Consider the following 15755-nt stretch of genomic DNA (forward strand, 5'->3'; position numbering starts at 1 on the left):
CGGCTCTACAGGTGCTCGGAGTAGAAGGCGGCGAGCCTGTCCGCCGCGGCGTCGACGTACTCGGGCACGTCGTACATCTCGTAGTGCCCCGCACCCTCGACCACCATGAGGTCGACGGGGTTGGGCGCGGTCTTCCAGAGCCGCATGCCCGCCTCGTAGCTGCCGGTGTTGCCGGGACGGCCGGCCAGGACCACCTGCAGCGGCTGGGTGAGCAGCGGGTCGACCAGGTGGAACGGGTCGTAGCCCAGCAGCAGCGCGTCACCGCGCGCCAGGCGGCGGTTCGTCGAGTGCTCGCTGCGGCCGCGTTCGGTGCGGTAGAAGGTGATCGCCTGGGTGGTGTCGAGGTCGGTCAGCCCCGCGGCCTCGGCGTCGGCGAGGGTGTCGGGCAGCCAGTTCAGGCGGGTCAGCTCACCGGTGCGGTTCTCCTCGGTGCGCGCCGCCGCCATGGCGTCGAGCGCCGCCACCGGGCCGTCCGGCTGGAACCCCCTGAACGACACGCCCATGTCGCCGGGGACGACGGTGCCGACGGCCTTGATGCGGTGGTCGGTGCGGGCGGTGTGCACGGCGTAACTGCCGCCGGCGCAGATCCCGAGCACACCGATCCGTTCCGGGTCGACGCCGGGCAGGGTGCTCAGCGCGTCGATCGCGTACGAGATGTCCTCGCCGCGGCGGTACGGGTCTTCGAGGTCACGCGGTTCGCCGCCGCTGCGCCCCTGGTGGGAGGGGTCGAAGACGAGGGCCGTGATCCCCCTGGCGGCGAGGCGCGACGCGTAGTTCGCGCCGATCTGCTCCTTGACGCTGCTGCCGGGCGTGGAGAGCACGACCGCGCGCGGCGAGGCGGTGCCGTCGGGCGAGTGGAGATCGGCGGCGAGCTCGATCGTCCCGCGCGGGATCGTGAGGTGGCGGATCACTGGTGACGACCTTTCGCGTAGGGTTCGTTCAGCTGTGGCCAAGTTCAAGACGCTACTAGTACATGACTGAACTAGTACCGAACTGTATCACTTTGGGAGCTCGCATGCCGGTCGACGCCGCTGAGCTGTGGACGCTGAACCACCGCCTGCTGACGGTCGTGCTCGACGCCTGCACGGCGGAGCTGACCGCGCTCGGCCTGGACCCGAAGGAGTTCTTCGTGCTCGCCGAGGCACCGGCCTCGCCCTACCCGGCCGAGCTCGCCGCGGCGCTGGTGATCCCCAAGGCGAGCATGACGGTCTACGTGCGCAACCTCGTCGCGAAGGGGTTCATGCGGCGCGAGATCGACGAGGCGGACCTGCGGCGCCACCGCCTCGTGCTGACCGCCGAGGGCGAGGACGCGCGAACCCGTGCTCTCACGGCGCTCGCGGCGGAGTTCGACCGCAGGCTGGCGAAGATCACGCCGCGCGACCGGAGCGAGCTGGAGCGCGTCCTGCGCGAGCTGCTCGCCTGAGTCAGCCCGCGGCGTCGGCCTCCGCGTACTCCGCGTCGCGCAGATGACTGGTGAGGCGCACGACGTTGTCGACGGTCATGCCCGCCGAGGCGAGGATCGCGCGGCTGCCGGCCAGATCAGGTCGAGCTGCCCGGCCAGGTCCGCACCGGCGTTGCCCGCCGGGTCGAGGCCATGGTGCCGGAGACGAACAGGAATCGTTCTGCGCCAAGGACCTCCATGGCGTGCACCCAGTCGCCGGCGGGGTTGTGCGGCACGAGTTCCATGCGTCGATCATGCGGGTGCCGCCAACCGGTTTTACTCGCCCCTGATCACCCGGCGCAGGCGCGGCAGCCGTTCCGCGACAGCGCGTTCGTTGCCGCGCCCGGTCGGCTCGTAGTAGTCGCGGCCCACCAGGTCGTCCGGCGCGTACTGCTGCGTGAGCACGCCCTCCGGCACGTCGTGCGGGTAGCGGTAGCCCTGGGCGTTGCCGAGCTTCGCCGCGCCCGCGTAGTGGCCGTCGCGCAGATGGGCGGGCACGGAACCGATGGCGCCCTTGCGCACGTCCTCGATCGCCGCGTAGATCGCGGTGGTGACGGCGTTCGACTTCGGCGCGGTGGCGAGGTGGATGGTGGCCTGCGCCAGGTTCAGCGCGCACTCGGGCAGGCCGATGAGCTGCACGGCCTGCGCCGCCGCCACGCACGTCTGCAACGCCGTCGGGTCGGCCATGCCGACGTCCTCGCTGGCGTGGATCACCAGGCGTCGCGCGATGAAGCGCGGGTCCTCGCCCGCCTCGATCATCCGCGCGAGGTAGTGCAGCGCCGCGTCGACGTCGGAGCCACGGATCGACTTGATGAACGCCGACGTGACGTCGTAGTGCTGGTCGCCGTCGCGGTCGTAGCGCACGGCCGCCTTGTCCACAGTGGACTCCAGCAGCGCCAGCGTGATCACGCCGCCGTTCGACGCCGTCGCCGAGTCCGCCGCCGCTTCCAGGGCCGTGAGCGACCGGCGCGCGTCACCGCCGGCCAGGCGGATCAGGTGGTCCTCGGCGTCGGGTTCGAGCGTCACGGAGCCGCCCAGGCCGCGTTCGTCGGACACGGCTCGCTGGATGACCGACCGCACGCCGTCGTCGGTCAACGACTTGAGCTGCAGCACGAGAGAGCGGGACAGCAACGGCGACACGACGCTGAAGAACGGGTTCTCCGTGGTGGCCGCGACGAGCAGCACGATCCGGTCCTCGACCGCGCCCAGCAGCGCGTCCTGCTGCGTCTTGGAGAACCGGTGCACCTCGTCGATGAACAGCACGGTCGACTCACCGGAACGGACCAGGCGGCGCCGGGCCTCGTCGATGACCGCCCGCACTTCCTTCACACCCGCGGACAACGCCGACAGCGCGACGAACCGCCGGCCGGTCGCCTTCGACACCAGCGTCGCGAGGGTCGTCTTGCCTGTGCCGGGAGGACCGTAGAGCATCACGGACGCCGGGGTGGCGCCCTCGACCAGGCGGCGCAGCGGCGCGCCCGGCCCGAGCAGGTGGTCCTGGCCGACGACCTCGTCCAGCACGGCCGGACGCATCCGCACGGCCAGCGGGGCGTTGGCCGCGATGCGCTCGGCCTTCTCCTCGTCGGTCGCGCCGAAGAGGCCCTCGTCGAACAGACCTTCGCTCATGCGTTCGAGCCTAGGACATGTGCGAGGATCGCGTTCCGTGCCCATCCCTCGTGCCGTGCTGCTCGCCGGACCCTCCGGCTCAGGCAAGTCGACACTCGCCGCCCACCTCGGCTGGCCCGTGCTGCGCCTGGACGACTTCTACCGCGACGGCGACGACCCGCTGCTGCCCCGCGACGAGCACGGCAGGGCCGACTGGGACGACATCGGCTCGTGGAACGCGGACAAGGCGTTGCGGGCGATCATCGAGCTGTCGGAGACGGGACGAGTCGAGGCGCCGGTCTACTCGATCAGCGAGGACCGCGCGGTCGGCACGCAGACGATCGAGCTCGGCGACGCGCCCGCGTTCATCGCGGAGGGCCTGTTCGCGGACCTGCTGGTCCAGGGCGCCCGTGAGGCGGGGGTGCTCAGGGACGCGATCGTGCTGGCGCCCAGTCCGCCCGTCACGTTCGTGCGCCGGTTCGCCCGTGACGTGGCCGAAGCCCGCAAGCCGGTTCCGACGCTGGTCAGACGCGGTCTGCGACTCATGCGCGAGCAGCCGCAGGTCGTCAGGAGGTGCGTCGCCGCGGGCATGCGACGCACGACACCGTCCAAGGCGCGGACCGAGCTCGTTTCGTGATCGTGTTGTCCGGTGGTGGTGGGGCTGATCTGGCAAGATGCCGCTCACACCACGACCGGGGGTAGCCGAGATGTCCGAAACGCCCGGCTGGTCGTCACCCGACCAGCCACAGAACCAGCCGCAGCAGCCGGGGCAGCAGCCACCGCCCGGACCGCAGTACGGCTACAACGCCCCTCCGCCGCCCGGAGCACAGCCGACGATCAAGCCCGGTGTGATCCCGCTGCGCCCGCTGGCGGTCGGCGAGATCGTCGACGGCGCCATCACGACGATGCGCCGCTACCCGAAGCTGATCATCGGCGCGGCCGCGATCGTCGCCGCGATCACGCAGATCGTCGGCCTGCTGGCGCAGCTGCCGTTCCTCGACGACCTCACCGCGGTCGCGACGCTCGACCCGAACACGGTCACGCAGGAACAGGCGATCGACCAGCTCACGAGCACGCTGGCCGGCATCTTCACGGGTGCGTTCCTGAGCATCCTGCTGCTGCTGATCGGCACGGTGTTCCTGTCGGGCTTCATCACCGTCATCGTGGGTCACGCCGTGCTGGGCAAGCCGGTGACGTTCCAGCAGGCGTGGGAGGAGTTCAAGCCGCGGCTGCTGCCGTTGCTCGGCGCGACGCTGCTCTCCGGCCTCGTGATCACGGTCGGCCTGATCCTCTGCGTCGTGCCCGGCGTGTGGCTGTGGGTGCTGTTCGCCCTGGTCACGCCCGCGCTGGTGCTGGAGCGCTGCGGCGTCACCGCCGCGTTCGGCCGTTCGAAGAAGCTCGTGGACGGCGCCTGGTGGCGCACGTTCGGCATCCTGCTGCTCACCGTCGTGATCGGCTGGGTCATCAGCTGGATCATCAGCCTCCCGTTCGGCCTGCTGGGCGCGGCGACGACCGGCTTCTCGGCCGACCCGACGGCGGCGCTGAGCATCGGTTCGCTGATCCTGTCGACCATCGGCGCGATCATCGCCTCGACGATCACGCTGCCGTTCAGCTCCGCGGTCACCGTGCTGGTCTACGTCGACCGCCGCATGCGCTCCGAGGGCATGGACATCGAACTCCAGCGGGCCGCAGGGCATGGCGGTCTCTGACGTACCGGTAGATCTCGGCCGCGACGAGGCGAGGGAGGCGGCCGTCCGGGAGCTCAGCGACCCGGCGTACGTCTCCGACGACCCGAACCCGCTGGAACGCGCCATCGACTGGGTGCTCACCCGCCTCGGCGAGCTCTTCGCCGGGGCGGGTGGCATGAGCGGCATCACCGCTCTGACGATCGTCGTGGCCGTGCTGGTGCTGATCGTCATCATCTTCAGGCTCCGCGTCGGCCGCACGGGCCGTGCGCGGCGGTCAGGTGACAAGGTGTTCGGCACCACCGTCATGACCGCCGCCGAGCACCGCGCCGCCGCCGAGAAGGCCGCCGGGGCCGGTGACTTCGCCGAGGCCGTGCGCGAACGCTTCCGCGCGGTGGTGCGGGAACTGGAGCATCGCGGCGTGCTCGACGCACGCGCCGGCCGCACCGTCGACGAGGTGGCCTTCGAGGCGGGCAGGGCACTTCCGGTGCTCGCCGACGACCTGCGCGGGGCGGCGGTGCAGTTCGACGACGTCTGGTACGGCGGCAGGCCCGCGACCTCCGAGGGGTACCAGCGGCTGGTGTCCGTGGACGGCAGGGTGCGCGGATGACGGCGGTCTCCCCCGACACGCGGCGGATCTGGACGGCCGCGCGCGGTCCGCTGCTGATCGGCGTGATCATCCTCTTCGCGGCGGTCGTGATCACGTTGCTGCGCGGCAGCGGCCAGGGCGGCGCGCTCGACCCCCGGTCGTTCCGGCCGGAGGGCAGTCACGCGGTCGCGGACCTGCTGGAGCAGAACGGTGTGCGCGTCGAGCTCACCGACAACGCGTCCTCAGTGGAGGGTGCGACGCTGTTCGTGCCGCAGCCGAACCTGATCGAGCCCGAACGCCTCGCGGACCTGAGCCGCCGGGCCGCCGCGACGGTGCTCCTCGCGCCCGCCACGGGGATCGCCCGGCTGGAGCCCGAGACCCGTCAGCCGGGCTGCCCGCTGGCCGCGAAGGCCGGTGCGGCGACCATGGGCGGGTTCGTCTACGAGGGCGAACAAAGCTGCTACGACTCGACGCTGGTGCGCACCGGCAGCGTGACGACGATCGGGTACGGCGGCGTCTTCACCAACCGCGACATCGACTCCGAGGGCAACGCGGCGCTCGCGTTGTCGTTGCTGGGCCAGCACGAACGACTGGTCTGGTACGTGCCGTCGGAGGCGGACAGGGCGCAGCAGAAGTCGCTGACCGACCTGATCCCGGACGGCTGGAGGTTCGCCGCCCTGCAACTCGGGATCGCCGCCGCGGTGATCGCGCTGTGGCGGGCGCGCAGGCTCGGCCGCGTGGTGCCCGAACCGCTCCCGGTCGTGGTGCGCGCCGCCGAGACCGTGGAGGGCAGGGCCCGGCTGTACCGCCGGTCGCACGCCGCCGAGCACGCCGCTTCGGTGCTGCGGCAGGCGACCAGGGACCGGCTGGCGCCGCTGCTGGGGGTGCCTCCCGGCGACGACCCGTCCGAGGAGATCGCCCGCAGGACTTCGCGTCCCGTCACCTCGGTGCGGGCGCTGCTCTACGACAACGGGCCGGTGGACGACCGGGGGCTGGTCGCGCTGGCTGCTGAACTGGACGCTGTGGAGAACGAGGTGCGCAAGGGATGACGGCAGTGGTCACCACCGAGGAAGCCCGCACGGCGCTGGTGGCGTTGCGCGCGGAGATCGGCAAGGCCGTGGTGGGCAACGACGCCGCCGTGACGTCGCTGATCATCGCGTTGCTGTGCAAGGGGCACGTGCTGCTGGAGGGTGTTCCGGGCGTCGCGAAGACGTTGCTCGTGCGTGCTCTCGCGCGCGCGTTGGACCTGTCCACGACGCGTGTGCAGTTCACGCCGGACCTGATGCCCGGCGACCTGACGGGGTCGTTGGTCTACGACTCGCACAACGCGGCGTTCTCGTTCCGCGAGGGTCCGGTCTTCACGAACCTGCTGCTCGCCGACGAGATCAACCGGACGCCGCCGAAGACGCAGTCGGCGCTGCTGGAGGCGATGGAGGAACGGCAGGTCTCCGCGGACGGCAAGACCCGGCCGCTGCCCTCGCCGTTCATCGTCGTGGCGACGCAGAACCCGGTGGAGTACGAGGGCACCTACCCGTTGCCCGAGGCGCAGCTCGACCGGTTCCTGCTGAAGGTGACGATGCCGATCCCGGCGCGGGAGCACGAGATCGACGTGCTGACGCGGCACGCGTCCGGGTTCGACCCGCGGGATCTCTCGTCGCTGAACGCGGTCGCGAGCGCGGCGCACCTGGAGGCGGGTTCGGCGGCCGTGCGCGCGTTGACCGTGGCGCCTGAGGTGATCGCGTACGTCGTCGACGTGTGTCGTGCGACCCGTCAGTCCCCTGCTGTGCGTCTGGGCGTTTCTCCGCGTGGCGCAACGGCTCTGCTGGCTGCCGCACGCGCGTGGGCGTGGCTCTCGGGCCGTGACTACGTGACGCCGGACGACGTGAAGTCGCTCGCACGGCCCGCGTTGCGGCACCGGCTGGAGCTGCGTCCGGAGGCCGAACTGGAGGGCGTGACGGCGGACGGCGTGCTGGACGGCGTGCTCGGCGCTGTTCAGGTGCCGCGCTGACGTGGCGCTCACGGGTCGCGCGGGCCTGCTCGCGCTCGTCGGGGTTCTCGTCGTCGGGCTGCTCTTGCCGTCGTGGCAAGGGATTCTCGTCGTGCTCGCGGTGTTGCTCGCGTGTGTGGCCGCCGACCTGTTGTTGGCGGCCGGTGTCCGCCGGCTGACGTTCTCGCGCGCGGGGGCGACCTCGGTGCGCACGGGCGAGCCTTGTGTGGTGCAACTGACCGTGCACAACCCCGGACGTCGGCTGCGTGGCGTTCTTCGGGACGGATGGGCGCCTTCAGCCGGTGTGGTGGAGGACCAGGTAGCTGTTGACGTGCCCGCTAATGGCTCGCGTGTGCTGTCTTTCGAGCTACGGCCCGTGCGTCGCGGCGATCGTGTTTCCGACCGTGTGACCGTGCGTTCCCACGGCCCGTTGGGCATCGCGGCACGGCAGGGCTCGCACGTCGTGCCGTGGACCGTGCGCGCGTTGCCGCCGTTCCACAGCCGCCGGCACCTTCCGCCTCTGCTGGAACGGCTGCGTGAACTGGATGGCCGTCGTGCGTCGTTGATCCGTGGCGCGGGCACGGAGTTCGACTCGCTGCGCGCGTACGTCATCGGTGACGACGTGCGGTCGATCGACTGGCGTGCGTCGGCCCGTTCGTCGGACGTGGTGGTGCGCACCTGGCGGCCGGAACGGGACCGGCAGGTGACGATCGTGGTCGACACCGCCCGCACGTCGGCGGGCAGGGTGGACGGCGCGCTGGGTGGCCTGCCGCGCCTCGACACGTCGATGGACGCCGCGTTGTTGTTGTCCGCCTTGGCTTCGCAGGCCCGCGACCAGGTCGACTTCCTGGCGTTCAGCACCAAGGTGCGCGCGTCCGTGCCCCGTGCCACGCTGCCGGTCCTGGTGCAGGCCATGGCACCGCTGGAGGCCGAGCTGGTCGAGTTCGACGCCCGTGCCGCCGTGGCCGAGGTCCTGCGCCGCTCGGGGCGTCGTTCGCTGGTGGTGCTGCTGACGTCGCTGGAACCGTCGGTCGAGCACGGTCTCCTGCCGCTGCTGCCCACGTTGGCCTCGCGACACCACCTGCTGATCGCCTCGGTGGCGGACCCGGCCGTGCACGCGATGGCGGCGGGACGTGGTGACCTGGAGGCGGTCTACGCGGCTGCTGCTGCGGAGCGTGTTCTGGCCGAACGACGCCGTCTCACCGCGTTGCTCGCACGACACGGTGTGGACGTCGTGGACGCACTGCCCGATGACCTGCCGCGCGCTCTCGCGGACCGCTATCTGTCGCTGAAGGCCGCGGGCAAGCTCTGAACTTGTACCGGCTCCAAGAAGTACTTCCTTCAGGGCTATTCGGGCGGAAACGATGGAGCGGAAGGGCTTGCTGCTCCTAGTTTCTTGCCATGCCACGACGAAACTCCAGTGTGGTGGGCCGGGAGTTCGGCAGCGGCGTTCGCCGCGCCATCGAGCAGACCCGGATGACCCACCGCAAGATCGCCGAAATGCTCGACTGGGACGAGTCCAAGCTGTCCGACGTGGTCCGGGGCAAGGGCGGTGTCAACGAGGCCGAGGTGCTGCGGCTGCTCGCCTTCTGCCGGGTGCCGCCGGCCGAGGTCCGCCACCTGCTGGCGCTGTACCGCGAGACGCGCGAGACCGGCTACCTGACGATCCCCGCGGACGGAGTTCCCGACCTGGTGCGCAGCCTGGTCGAACAGGAACGCCTCGCCAACGCCATCACCGTCTGGTCGATGAACCTGATCCCGGGCCGGCTCCAGACGGTCGACTACATGCGTGCCGTGGTGGAGGGGTCGGCCCGCTCGAAGTCGGTCGACTACGAGGAGGTCATAGCCGCGAAGGTCAAGCGGCGTGAACTCTTCCACTGGAGCCGCGAATTCGTGTTCCACGTCCACGAGCAGGCTCTGCACCTTCCGGTGGGAAGTTCGGACGTGATGAAGGACCAGCTCATCCATCTCCTCGTGATGGCACAGCGTTCGTACGTCACGATTCGAATCGTGCCGACATCCGTTGGCGCCCACGCGGGTCTCGGTGGCTCGTTCATGCATCTCGCTTACGAGAAGTTCGAACCGGTGGTCTACCTGGAAGGGGAGAACTCCAGTCTCTTCCTCGAAGACAAGGCATCGCTCGGGACCTACGCCGAGGTGTTGAAGCGGCTCGACCGGCAGGCGCTGGATGCGGAACAATCGAAGGAGCTGATCAACAGCATCCTGATCTGAGGAGATGTTTCCGCATGCCGACTTGGCGCAAGAGCAGCTACAGCGCGAACTCGAACGACTGCGTCGAGATCGGTCGTGGCATCGGCATCCGGGACAGCAAGGCCCCAGCCACCCACCTGACCGTGTCCACCGAGGCGTGGTCGGCGTTCCTCAGGCGCGTGAAGTCCTAGACGGCGAGGGGCGCGACGTCCTCGCGTTCGCTCGCGTCCACGTCACCGGTCTCGCCCTGCCGCGCGGCCCTGCGCCCGATCACGAAGACGTAGAGCAGGAACAGCACCTCGGCGACCACGCCGATGCCGACGCGGGCCCACGTGGGCAGCCCCGACGGCGTGACGAACCCTTCCAGCACACCGGACACGAGCAGCACCACGACCAGTCCGAGCGCCACCGCGACGACCGATCGTCCTTCCGCCGCAAGCGCTTGGGCGCGGGTGCGCTTGCCGGGGTCGATGACCTGCCAGCCCAGCCGCATGCCGATGCCCGCCGCGACGAACACCGCCGTGAGCTCCAACAGCCCGTGCGGCGCCAACAGTCCGAGGAACAGCTCTCCGCGTCCCGCGCCGAACATCAGCCCGATGCCGACGGCGAGGTTCAGGGCGTTGGTGAAGAGCAGGTAGATCGGCGGGATCGCGAGCAGGACGCCGAGCAACAGGCACGCGGCGGCGACCCACGCGTTGTTCGTCCACACCTTCGCCGCGAACGACCCGGCCGGATCGCTGGAGTAGTAGGACTCGTAGGCGCCGCCGGCCCTGGTCATCTCGCGCAGCTCCTCCGGCGCGGCGATGGACGCCTGCACGTCGGGGCTGGTGGCGATCCAGGCCGCGATGAGGCCGGTGACCAGGTAGAACGCGAGTCCGGCCGGCACCCACCAGCGCCAGCCGAGGTAGATGGCGGCGGGCAGCCGGTGCGTGAAGAAGCGCGTGAACGTGCGCCAGGCCGGCACGTGCGTACCCGTGAGCACCGACCGCGCCTGCGCGACCAGCGACGACAACCGTTCGACGGTGGCGGGGTCCGGGGTCTGGCTGCGCACGACCGACAGGTGCGTCGTGACCCGCTGGTACAGCTCGATCAGTTCGTCGGCCTCGGCGCCGCTCAGCCGGCCGGACCGCTTGACCAGCGTCTCCAGCCGCTGCCACGACTCGCGGTGCCGCTCGATGAACACGTCCAGATCCACGATGAGTCACACTATCCGCGTGGGGGACCTCGTCACGGGTGAAGCGGTAGTTCTGGACCTGCGCGTCGCACAGCTCGCCAGCAGGGCGGTGGCGTTCGGGTTCGACGTGGCCGTGCAGTTCGGCCTGCTGGTGCTGGTGTTCGTGCTCGCACCGGTCGACATCGACGGCGCGCTGCAGTCGGCGCTCGCGATCTCGATCCTGATCATCGTGATGATCGGCTACCCGACCGCCGTCGAGACGGCGACGCGAGGCCGTTCGCTGGGCAAGCTCGTCATGGGCCTGCGCGTGGTGCGCGACGACGGCGGCGCGATCCGCTTCCGCCACGCCCTGGTGCGCGCGCTCGGCGGCTTCATCGTCGACTTCTGGGTCCTCGGCCTGGCCGGCGCCATCGCCCTGTTCGTCTCCCTGTTCTCCCCGCAGGGCAAGCGGGTCGGCGACTACCTGGCGGGCACCGTCGTGATCCACACGCGCGTGCCCCGGCGTGAGGTGGAGCTCGCCACGATGCCGCCCCAGCTCGCGGAGTGGGCGTCCGGGCTCGACCTGTCGCAGCTGCCGGAGGAGCTGGTGCTGGCGGCTCGGCAGTACCTGAGCCGGTACGGGGAGCTGTCGGAGCAGGCCCGGTGGGATCTCGGGGCTCGGCTGTCGGACGACGTGGGAGCGGCTGTCCGGTCGCCTCGGGTCGAGTACACGCATCCGCACCCCTATCTGTCGGCGGTGCTGGCGGAGCGTCGGCGGCGGGCAGCGGGTTAGGCGCCCGCGAGCCGCAGGCGTTCTGCTCCTTGCTCGCGCACCGCGTCACCTGACGGCGTGGGATCGCCGTGCAGCACCTCCCACCGTGCGTTGTGCAAGGCGGTCCACAGGCTTCCGGCCCACGCGATCTCCATCTCCTCCTCGGAGAACGCCCGACCACGCATCCGCTGATAGGCCTCGATGAACGCCGCCGAGCTCTCGACAGGCACCAGGCTCGGCGGCGAAGCATTGGCGAACGCGCCGGACGCCGCCCCCACCAGGGCGGCTTCCGGTTGCCACGCCAGGCTGTCCCAGTCGTGCACGGCCAGTACCGAGCCGTGCTGCCACCGCAGGTTCTGCGCCTCGAAGTCGGCGTGGCCGAGCACGCACGGCAACGAGGTGGCCAGCAACCGCTTGCGCACCCGCAAGGCCATCTCGACGACGAGCGGCGGCACCGCGCTCTGGTCCCGCGCGTCGAGGAAGTCGATCTCCGGCCACAGCCCGGGATCCGCGTGGTCCCAACGGGCCCAGCGCGGTGAGGGCAGCGGCGGCGGCACCACGACGTCCTCCAGCAACGCCATGGACCGCGCGAACACCTCCGCGTACCGGACCGCCACGGCGGGAGAGGAACCCTGCAGCATCGAACCGCCGGGCAACGCGTCCTCGGCGTGCACCGCCAACCCGTCCACGACGACGACCGGCGTCAGAGGGCGCGGGCAAGGAAAGCCCCGTGCCGCCAGCGAGGCCTGCGCCGCCAGGCACGACGTGGCCCGGCCGTCGTCCTCACGTGCCTTCACGTAGACCTCGCGCCCGTCCGCCAGGCGCACGCCGAACACCGAGGAGATCGACACGCGTTCGTAGAACACCTCGGCCGGGGAACTGCCGAGTTCGGCGGCGCACCAGGCGGACAGGCCGAACGTCATGCGCCCAGGAGCTCGGTCAGCAGCAGCGGGTTCATGTAGTCGTCGTAGCGGACGATCTCGCCGTCGCGCAAGTGGATGATCGCGACGGCGGTGAACGTGTAGTAGTCCTGCTTCACCTTCGACCAGCCGCGGTGGGTGATCTCGGCGACGACGACGTCCGGGTCGTCGGTGAGTCTGGTGATCGCTTCGACGTGCTGGATCTCGATCTTCTCGCGGACGCGGGCTCCGCGCATGCGGTCGAAGTAGGCGCGGATGGCATCGCGGCCCTTGATCTCGGGCTCCTGGAACGGCGCCGGGAAGCGGTAGGCCATCACGCCGTCCTCGGTGAACAGGTCGGCGAACGAGTCGTGGCCCTGCTCCCCCGCGACCTGGCGGCGGACGTGTTCCACGATCTGTGCTGGTGTGCGCGTCATGATCGGCCCCTCGTAGAATCGGAACGGTGACCCCGGTTAGGACGATACGGAACGCGCGCCCCGGTTGGCAACGATGAGGGCCGATGCCGCGCGGAATCGCGAGAAGGTGCTGCGGGCGGCACGGGAGCTGTTCGCGGAACAGGGTTTCGACGTGCCGCTGGACGAGATCGCGGCGAGGGCCGGGGTGGGGCCGGGCACGGTCTACCGGCACTTCCCCACGAAGCAGGCGCTGTTCCAGGCCGTCACGGAAGCACGCGTGTCGGCCATGATCGAGTCAGCAGCGCCGTCCGGCGACCCCGGTGCCGACCTGGCCGCGTTCCTCACCAAGATGGCGGGTGAGGCGGCGGCCAAGCGGGACATGTCCGACGCGATCGCGGTGCCGTCGGACCTGCGCGACAGCCTGCACGCCGCGCTCGGCGAGCTGCTGGGACGAGCCCAGGAGGCCGGCGCGGTGCGCACCGACATCACGACCCAGGACCTGGTGGCGTTGATGAAGGGGATGTTGCAGAGCATGCACGAGGGCGCGAATCCCGGCGTGCTGCTGGAGATCGTGCTCCAGGGCCTTCAGTCGAGCCGGAAGCCGTAGGGCAGTTCGAGGCGGTGCCGTGCCAGGAGCTCGGCGTCGGCGAGGATCTCGCGGGTCGGGCCGTCCGCGACGACCACGCCGTCGTCGACCAGCACGCTGCGGGGACAGATCTGCAGTGCGAACGGCAGGTCGTGCGTGACCATGAGCATGGTGGGGGCCAACGAGAGCAGCAGCTCGGCGAGTTCGCGGCGGGCCACCGGTTCGAGGTTCGCCGAGGGCTCGTCCAGCACCAGGATCTCGGGCGCGCAGGCCAGCACCGACGCCAGCGCGACGCGGCGACGCTGGCCACCGGAGAGGTGCAGCGGCGAGCGGTCCGCGACCGACTCCATTCCCACGGCGCCCAACGCCTTCGCGACCCGTTCGTCCACATCGGACATTCCGAAGTTGCGGGGACCGAACGCCACGTCCTCGAAGACCGTGGGGCAGAACAGCTGGTCGTCGGGGTCCTGGAAGACGAGGCCGACGCGGCGGCGGATCTCGCGCAGGTTCTGCTTGCGGACCTCCAGCCCGGCGACCGAGATCGAACCCGAGCCACCGGACAGAACCCCGTTGAGGTGCAACGCGAACGTGGTCTTGCCGGCTCCGTTCGGGCCGAGCACCGCGACGCGTTCGCCACGCTCGACGCGCAGGTCGACGCCGAACAGCGCCTGGTGGCCGTCGGGGTACGCGAAGGCGAGCTTCGAGACCTCCAGCGCGGGCGCCGCCGCGGTCTCGGGCACGATCATCGCCGAACCTCCCGGCCTGCCCGTCCAGCCGCGCGACACCATCGCGAGGTGCACCCTCTCTCCGCGTTCGTAGGACCGGATGAACAACGTGCCGACCGACCGCGCCACCGCGCCCGCCTGCCACAGGAACCGCGGGTCGTCCCCGCGCGAGATGCGGGCGACGCGCATGCGTTTCGCTTCTCCCACGACGACCTCGCCGTAGCGGAGCATCAGCGTGGCGATCATGATCAGCGGCGCCGGCACCTTCAACGTCTGCAGGCCGCGCAGCAGGTCGCCGGGCGCCGTCGTGGCGGCCAGGGTCAGGCTGATCAGGACGCCGAGCGTGCCCTTGGCGAGGATGTTCCAGCCCGCCAGGGACCCCTCGACCGACACCGAGAGGCCGAGGAAGTCGGTGCGCGGGTCCGTGCCGAAGATCGGCAACAGGAACGCGAGCACCACGAACGGCGTCTCGATCACCGCGCGCTTCACGAACCACAGCACGGGAACCCGTGCCGCGAACCACACCGCGACGATCACCAGCAGGTAGACGCCGAACAGCGGGAACCACGTGCGCGGGGTCGCCACGACGCCCAGCACCGCACCGAACGCCACGAGGATCTTCACGTGGGGTGCGAGGCGGTGCACCGGCGAGTCGCCGGCGTGGTGCAGGACGTCGTGGGCGCCGCTCACTACGCGTCGGACTTCTTGCGCAGCACCCAGAACAGGCCGAACGAGAGCCCCAGCACGACGATCACGCCGAGGACGCCCGCGAGGCCGGTGAACTTGTCGTCACCGCCGAGCGCGTAGTCGGCGAACGTGCTGCCGGAGAACGAGTGGTCCTGCGCGTGCTCGGCGATCCCGGTGTCCTCGACGGTCTTGTCGAGGCCGTCCGGGTCGCCGGACGCGAAGTACGACAGCACTCCCGCGATCAGCAGCGACACGAACGCGAACCCGATGAAGAACTTCTTCACGACCGCACCTCCAGCGGCTTGGCGTTGCCCTTCAGCAGGTGGACGAGGTCGGGCCGGATCGACGCGACCGACGTGACCGTGACGGCGGTGATGAGGCCCTCGCCGATGCCGATCAGCGCGTGCAGGCCCCACATCAGCAACGCGACCTTGCCGATCTCGACGCCACCCGCGCCGCCGATCGCGTACTCGACGATGAAGCCGGTCGCGGCCAGCAACGTGTTCACGAACGCCGAGATGAACGCGACGGCCGCGAGCCCGCCCTTGCCCTTCTCGGCGAACCTGCGCAGCGCGACGGCGACGAGGAACCCGGCCGCGGTGCCGATCAACGCCATGTTGGTGACGTTCGCGCCCAGGGCCGTGAGGCCGCCGTCCGCGAACAGCAGCGCCTGCACCACGAGCACGATCGTCACGCAGAGCGCGCCGACCCACGGGCCGACCAGGATCGCCGCGAGCGCGCCGCCGAGCAGGTGGCCGGAGGCGCCGGGCAGGATCGGGAAGTTGATCATCTGGACGGCGAAGATGAACGTGGCCACCAGGCCCGCCATCGGCGCCGTGCGGTCGTCGAGGTCCGCACGGGCCTTGACCAACGCGAAGCCGACGCCCACCGCCGCGACGACGAGGAAGACGATCGACACCGGCGCGTTCAGGAGACCGTCGCTCATGTGCATGGCAACAGGTGACATGAGCTGAGACGCTAATTGCCACTCCCCCGCTG

At 70.4% G+C, this 15755-nt stretch carries 20 protein-coding genes and 1 pseudogene; 11 read left to right on the forward strand and 10 right to left on the reverse strand.

The genetic code is table 11. The annotated features are described in order from the left end of the window. Nucleotides 1-5: 5 nt before the first annotated feature. A complete protein-coding gene (locus ACFWN2_RS15430; RefSeq protein WP_382427998.1) occupies nt 6-911 on the reverse strand; it encodes an alpha/beta hydrolase in 906 nt (301 codons plus the stop codon). A 104-nt stretch (nt 912-1015) separates the two neighbouring features. Between ACFWN2_RS15430 and ACFWN2_RS15435 the strand changes: the two genes are divergently transcribed. Further along, a complete protein-coding gene (locus tag ACFWN2_RS15435) occupies nt 1016-1423 on the forward strand; it encodes a MarR family winged helix-turn-helix transcriptional regulator (protein ID WP_382428000.1) in 408 nt (135 codons plus the stop codon). A 116-nt stretch (nt 1424-1539) separates the two neighbouring features. On the opposite strand, the gene ACFWN2_RS15440 is transcribed toward ACFWN2_RS15435, so the two are convergent. Beyond that, entirely contained in the window at nt 1540-1686 is a 147-nt protein-coding gene (locus ACFWN2_RS15440; protein ID WP_382428002.1) for a hypothetical protein, read from the reverse strand. 31 nt (nt 1687-1717) lie between these two features. Then, a complete protein-coding gene (locus ACFWN2_RS15445; protein WP_382428004.1) occupies nt 1718-3067 on the reverse strand; it encodes a replication-associated recombination protein A in 1350 nt (449 codons plus the stop codon). A 37-nt stretch (nt 3068-3104) separates the two neighbouring features. On the opposite strand from ACFWN2_RS15445, the gene ACFWN2_RS15450 reads away from it, so the two are divergent. The 8 genes from ACFWN2_RS15450 (at nt 3105) to ACFWN2_RS15485 (ending at nt 9709) form a co-directional block, all read left to right on the forward strand. Next, complete coding sequence (locus ACFWN2_RS15450; protein ID WP_382428006.1) at nt 3105-3683, forward strand: uridine kinase; 579 nt, start codon at nt 3105-3107, stop codon at nt 3681-3683. Between the two features lie 70 nt (nt 3684-3753). Next, nucleotides 3754-4755 (forward strand): YciC family protein, encoded by a 1002-nt coding sequence (locus ACFWN2_RS15455; protein ID WP_382428008.1) that lies wholly within the window; start codon nt 3754-3756, stop codon nt 4753-4755. Continuing rightward, nucleotides 4742-5341 (forward strand): DUF4129 domain-containing protein, encoded by a 600-nt coding sequence (locus ACFWN2_RS15460; protein WP_382428011.1) that lies wholly within the window; start codon nt 4742-4744, stop codon nt 5339-5341. The genes ACFWN2_RS15455 and ACFWN2_RS15460 overlap by 14 nt, the downstream gene beginning before the upstream one ends. Continuing rightward, nucleotides 5338-6369, forward strand: a complete 1032-nt coding sequence (locus tag ACFWN2_RS15465; protein ID WP_382428013.1) for a DUF4350 domain-containing protein — start codon at nt 5338-5340, stop codon at nt 6367-6369. Before ACFWN2_RS15460 ends, ACFWN2_RS15465 begins: the two co-directional genes overlap by 4 nt. Beyond that, the gene (locus tag ACFWN2_RS15470; protein WP_382428015.1) at nt 6366-7328 is read left to right on the forward strand and encodes an AAA family ATPase; all 963 of its coding nucleotides are present in this window, start codon (nt 6366-6368) and stop codon (nt 7326-7328) included. Before ACFWN2_RS15465 ends, ACFWN2_RS15470 begins: the two co-directional genes overlap by 4 nt. Before the next feature lies 1 nt (nt 7329). Then, nucleotides 7330-8619, forward strand: coding sequence for a DUF58 domain-containing protein (locus tag ACFWN2_RS15475; protein WP_382428017.1), 1290 nt, complete (start codon nt 7330-7332; stop codon nt 8617-8619). An 89-nt stretch (nt 8620-8708) separates the two neighbouring features. Next, entirely contained in the window at nt 8709-9539 is an 831-nt protein-coding gene (locus tag ACFWN2_RS15480) for a helix-turn-helix domain-containing protein (protein WP_382428019.1), read from the forward strand. 14 nt (nt 9540-9553) lie between these two features. Beyond that, the gene (locus ACFWN2_RS15485) at nt 9554-9709 is read left to right on the forward strand and encodes a DUF397 domain-containing protein (RefSeq protein ID WP_382428021.1); all 156 of its coding nucleotides are present in this window, start codon (nt 9554-9556) and stop codon (nt 9707-9709) included. On the opposite strand, the gene ACFWN2_RS15490 is transcribed toward ACFWN2_RS15485, so the two are convergent. Then, nucleotides 9706-10713, reverse strand: a complete 1008-nt coding sequence (locus ACFWN2_RS15490) for a stage II sporulation protein M (RefSeq protein WP_382428023.1) — start codon at nt 10711-10713, stop codon at nt 9706-9708. The genes ACFWN2_RS15485 and ACFWN2_RS15490 overlap by 4 nt on opposite strands. A 19-nt stretch (nt 10714-10732) precedes the next feature. Between ACFWN2_RS15490 and ACFWN2_RS15495 the strand changes: the two genes are divergently transcribed. Then, complete coding sequence (locus ACFWN2_RS15495) at nt 10733-11464, forward strand: RDD family protein (RefSeq protein WP_382428025.1); 732 nt, start codon at nt 10733-10735, stop codon at nt 11462-11464. Here ACFWN2_RS15495 and ACFWN2_RS15500 read toward each other — a convergent pair. Beyond that, on the reverse strand, nt 11461-12366 hold the full coding sequence (locus ACFWN2_RS15500; RefSeq protein WP_382428028.1) for a phosphotransferase: 906 nt from the start codon (nt 12364-12366) through the stop codon (nt 11461-11463). The two genes, ACFWN2_RS15495 and ACFWN2_RS15500, sit on opposite strands and share 4 nt — an antisense overlap. Further along, nucleotides 12363-12779, reverse strand: coding sequence for a nuclear transport factor 2 family protein (locus ACFWN2_RS15505; RefSeq protein ID WP_382428030.1), 417 nt, complete (start codon nt 12777-12779; stop codon nt 12363-12365). The genes ACFWN2_RS15500 and ACFWN2_RS15505 overlap by 4 nt, the downstream gene beginning before the upstream one ends. Nucleotides 12780-12852: 73 nt before the next feature. Between ACFWN2_RS15505 and ACFWN2_RS15510 the strand changes: the two genes are divergently transcribed. Next, the gene (locus ACFWN2_RS15510; RefSeq protein WP_382428032.1) at nt 12853-13365 is read left to right on the forward strand and encodes a TetR/AcrR family transcriptional regulator; all 513 of its coding nucleotides are present in this window, start codon (nt 12853-12855) and stop codon (nt 13363-13365) included. Here the strand turns inward: ACFWN2_RS15510 and ACFWN2_RS15515 are convergent. The 4 genes and pseudogenes from ACFWN2_RS15515 to ACFWN2_RS15530 form a co-directional block, all read right to left on the reverse strand. Continuing rightward, the gene (locus tag ACFWN2_RS15515) at nt 13344-14090 is read right to left on the reverse strand and encodes an energy-coupling factor ABC transporter ATP-binding protein (RefSeq protein WP_382428729.1); all 747 of its coding nucleotides are present in this window, start codon (nt 14088-14090) and stop codon (nt 13344-13346) included. The genes ACFWN2_RS15510 and ACFWN2_RS15515 overlap by 22 nt on opposite strands. A 30-nt stretch (nt 14091-14120) precedes the next feature. Then, nucleotides 14121-14759 (reverse strand): annotated as a pseudogene (gene cbiQ, locus ACFWN2_RS15520) (cobalt ECF transporter T component CbiQ); the annotation flags it as partial. Next, the gene (locus ACFWN2_RS15525; protein ID WP_382428034.1) at nt 14759-15040 is read right to left on the reverse strand and encodes a PDGLE domain-containing protein; all 282 of its coding nucleotides are present in this window, start codon (nt 15038-15040) and stop codon (nt 14759-14761) included. The pseudogene cbiQ and the gene ACFWN2_RS15525, both read right to left, overlap by 1 nt. Continuing rightward, nucleotides 15037-15723: an energy-coupling factor ABC transporter permease gene (locus tag ACFWN2_RS15530; protein WP_382428035.1), complete on the reverse strand. Its 687-nt coding sequence runs from the start codon at nt 15721-15723 to the stop codon at nt 15037-15039. Before ACFWN2_RS15530 ends, ACFWN2_RS15525 begins: the two co-directional genes overlap by 4 nt. Nucleotides 15724-15755 lie beyond the last annotated feature (32 nt).

The sequence above is a fragment of the Lentzea sp. NPDC058436 genome (genome assembly GCF_042721515.1).
Lineage (GTDB): Bacteria > Actinomycetota > Actinomycetes > Mycobacteriales > Pseudonocardiaceae > Lentzea.

What these genes read in the sequence shown, in the direction of transcription:
- ACFWN2_RS15435 (WP_382428000.1), top strand. Translation starts at nt 1,016, where the DNA reads ATGCCGGTCGACGCCGCTGAGCTGTGGACGCTGAACCACCGCCTGCTG.
- ACFWN2_RS15505 (WP_382428030.1), bottom strand. Translation starts at nt 12,779, where the DNA reads ATGACGCGCACACCAGCACAGATCGTGGAACACGTCCGCCGCCAGGTC.
- ACFWN2_RS15445 (WP_382428004.1), bottom strand. Translation starts at nt 3,067, where the DNA reads ATGAGCGAAGGTCTGTTCGACGAGGGCCTCTTCGGCGCGACCGACGAG.
- ACFWN2_RS15485 (WP_382428021.1), top strand. Translation starts at nt 9,554, where the DNA reads ATGCCGACTTGGCGCAAGAGCAGCTACAGCGCGAACTCGAACGACTGC.
- ACFWN2_RS15465 (WP_382428013.1), top strand. Translation starts at nt 5,338, where the DNA reads ATGACGGCGGTCTCCCCCGACACGCGGCGGATCTGGACGGCCGCGCGC.
- ACFWN2_RS15515 (WP_382428729.1), bottom strand. Translation starts at nt 14,090, where the DNA reads ATGATCGTGCCCGAGACCGCGGCGGCGCCCGCGCTGGAGGTCTCGAAG.
- ACFWN2_RS15480 (WP_382428019.1), top strand. Translation starts at nt 8,709, where the DNA reads ATGCCACGACGAAACTCCAGTGTGGTGGGCCGGGAGTTCGGCAGCGGC.
- ACFWN2_RS15500 (WP_382428028.1), bottom strand. Translation starts at nt 12,366, where the DNA reads ATGACGTTCGGCCTGTCCGCCTGGTGCGCCGCCGAACTCGGCAGTTCC.
- ACFWN2_RS15470 (WP_382428015.1), top strand. Translation starts at nt 6,366, where the DNA reads ATGACGGCAGTGGTCACCACCGAGGAAGCCCGCACGGCGCTGGTGGCG.
- ACFWN2_RS15455 (WP_382428008.1), top strand. Translation starts at nt 3,754, where the DNA reads ATGTCCGAAACGCCCGGCTGGTCGTCACCCGACCAGCCACAGAACCAG.
- ACFWN2_RS15510 (WP_382428032.1), top strand. Translation starts at nt 12,853, where the DNA reads ATGAGGGCCGATGCCGCGCGGAATCGCGAGAAGGTGCTGCGGGCGGCA.
- ACFWN2_RS15530 (WP_382428035.1), bottom strand. Translation starts at nt 15,723, where the DNA reads ATGTCACCTGTTGCCATGCACATGAGCGACGGTCTCCTGAACGCGCCG.
- ACFWN2_RS15460 (WP_382428011.1), top strand. Translation starts at nt 4,742, where the DNA reads ATGGCGGTCTCTGACGTACCGGTAGATCTCGGCCGCGACGAGGCGAGG.
- ACFWN2_RS15440 (WP_382428002.1), bottom strand. Translation starts at nt 1,686, where the DNA reads ATGGAACTCGTGCCGCACAACCCCGCCGGCGACTGGGTGCACGCCATG.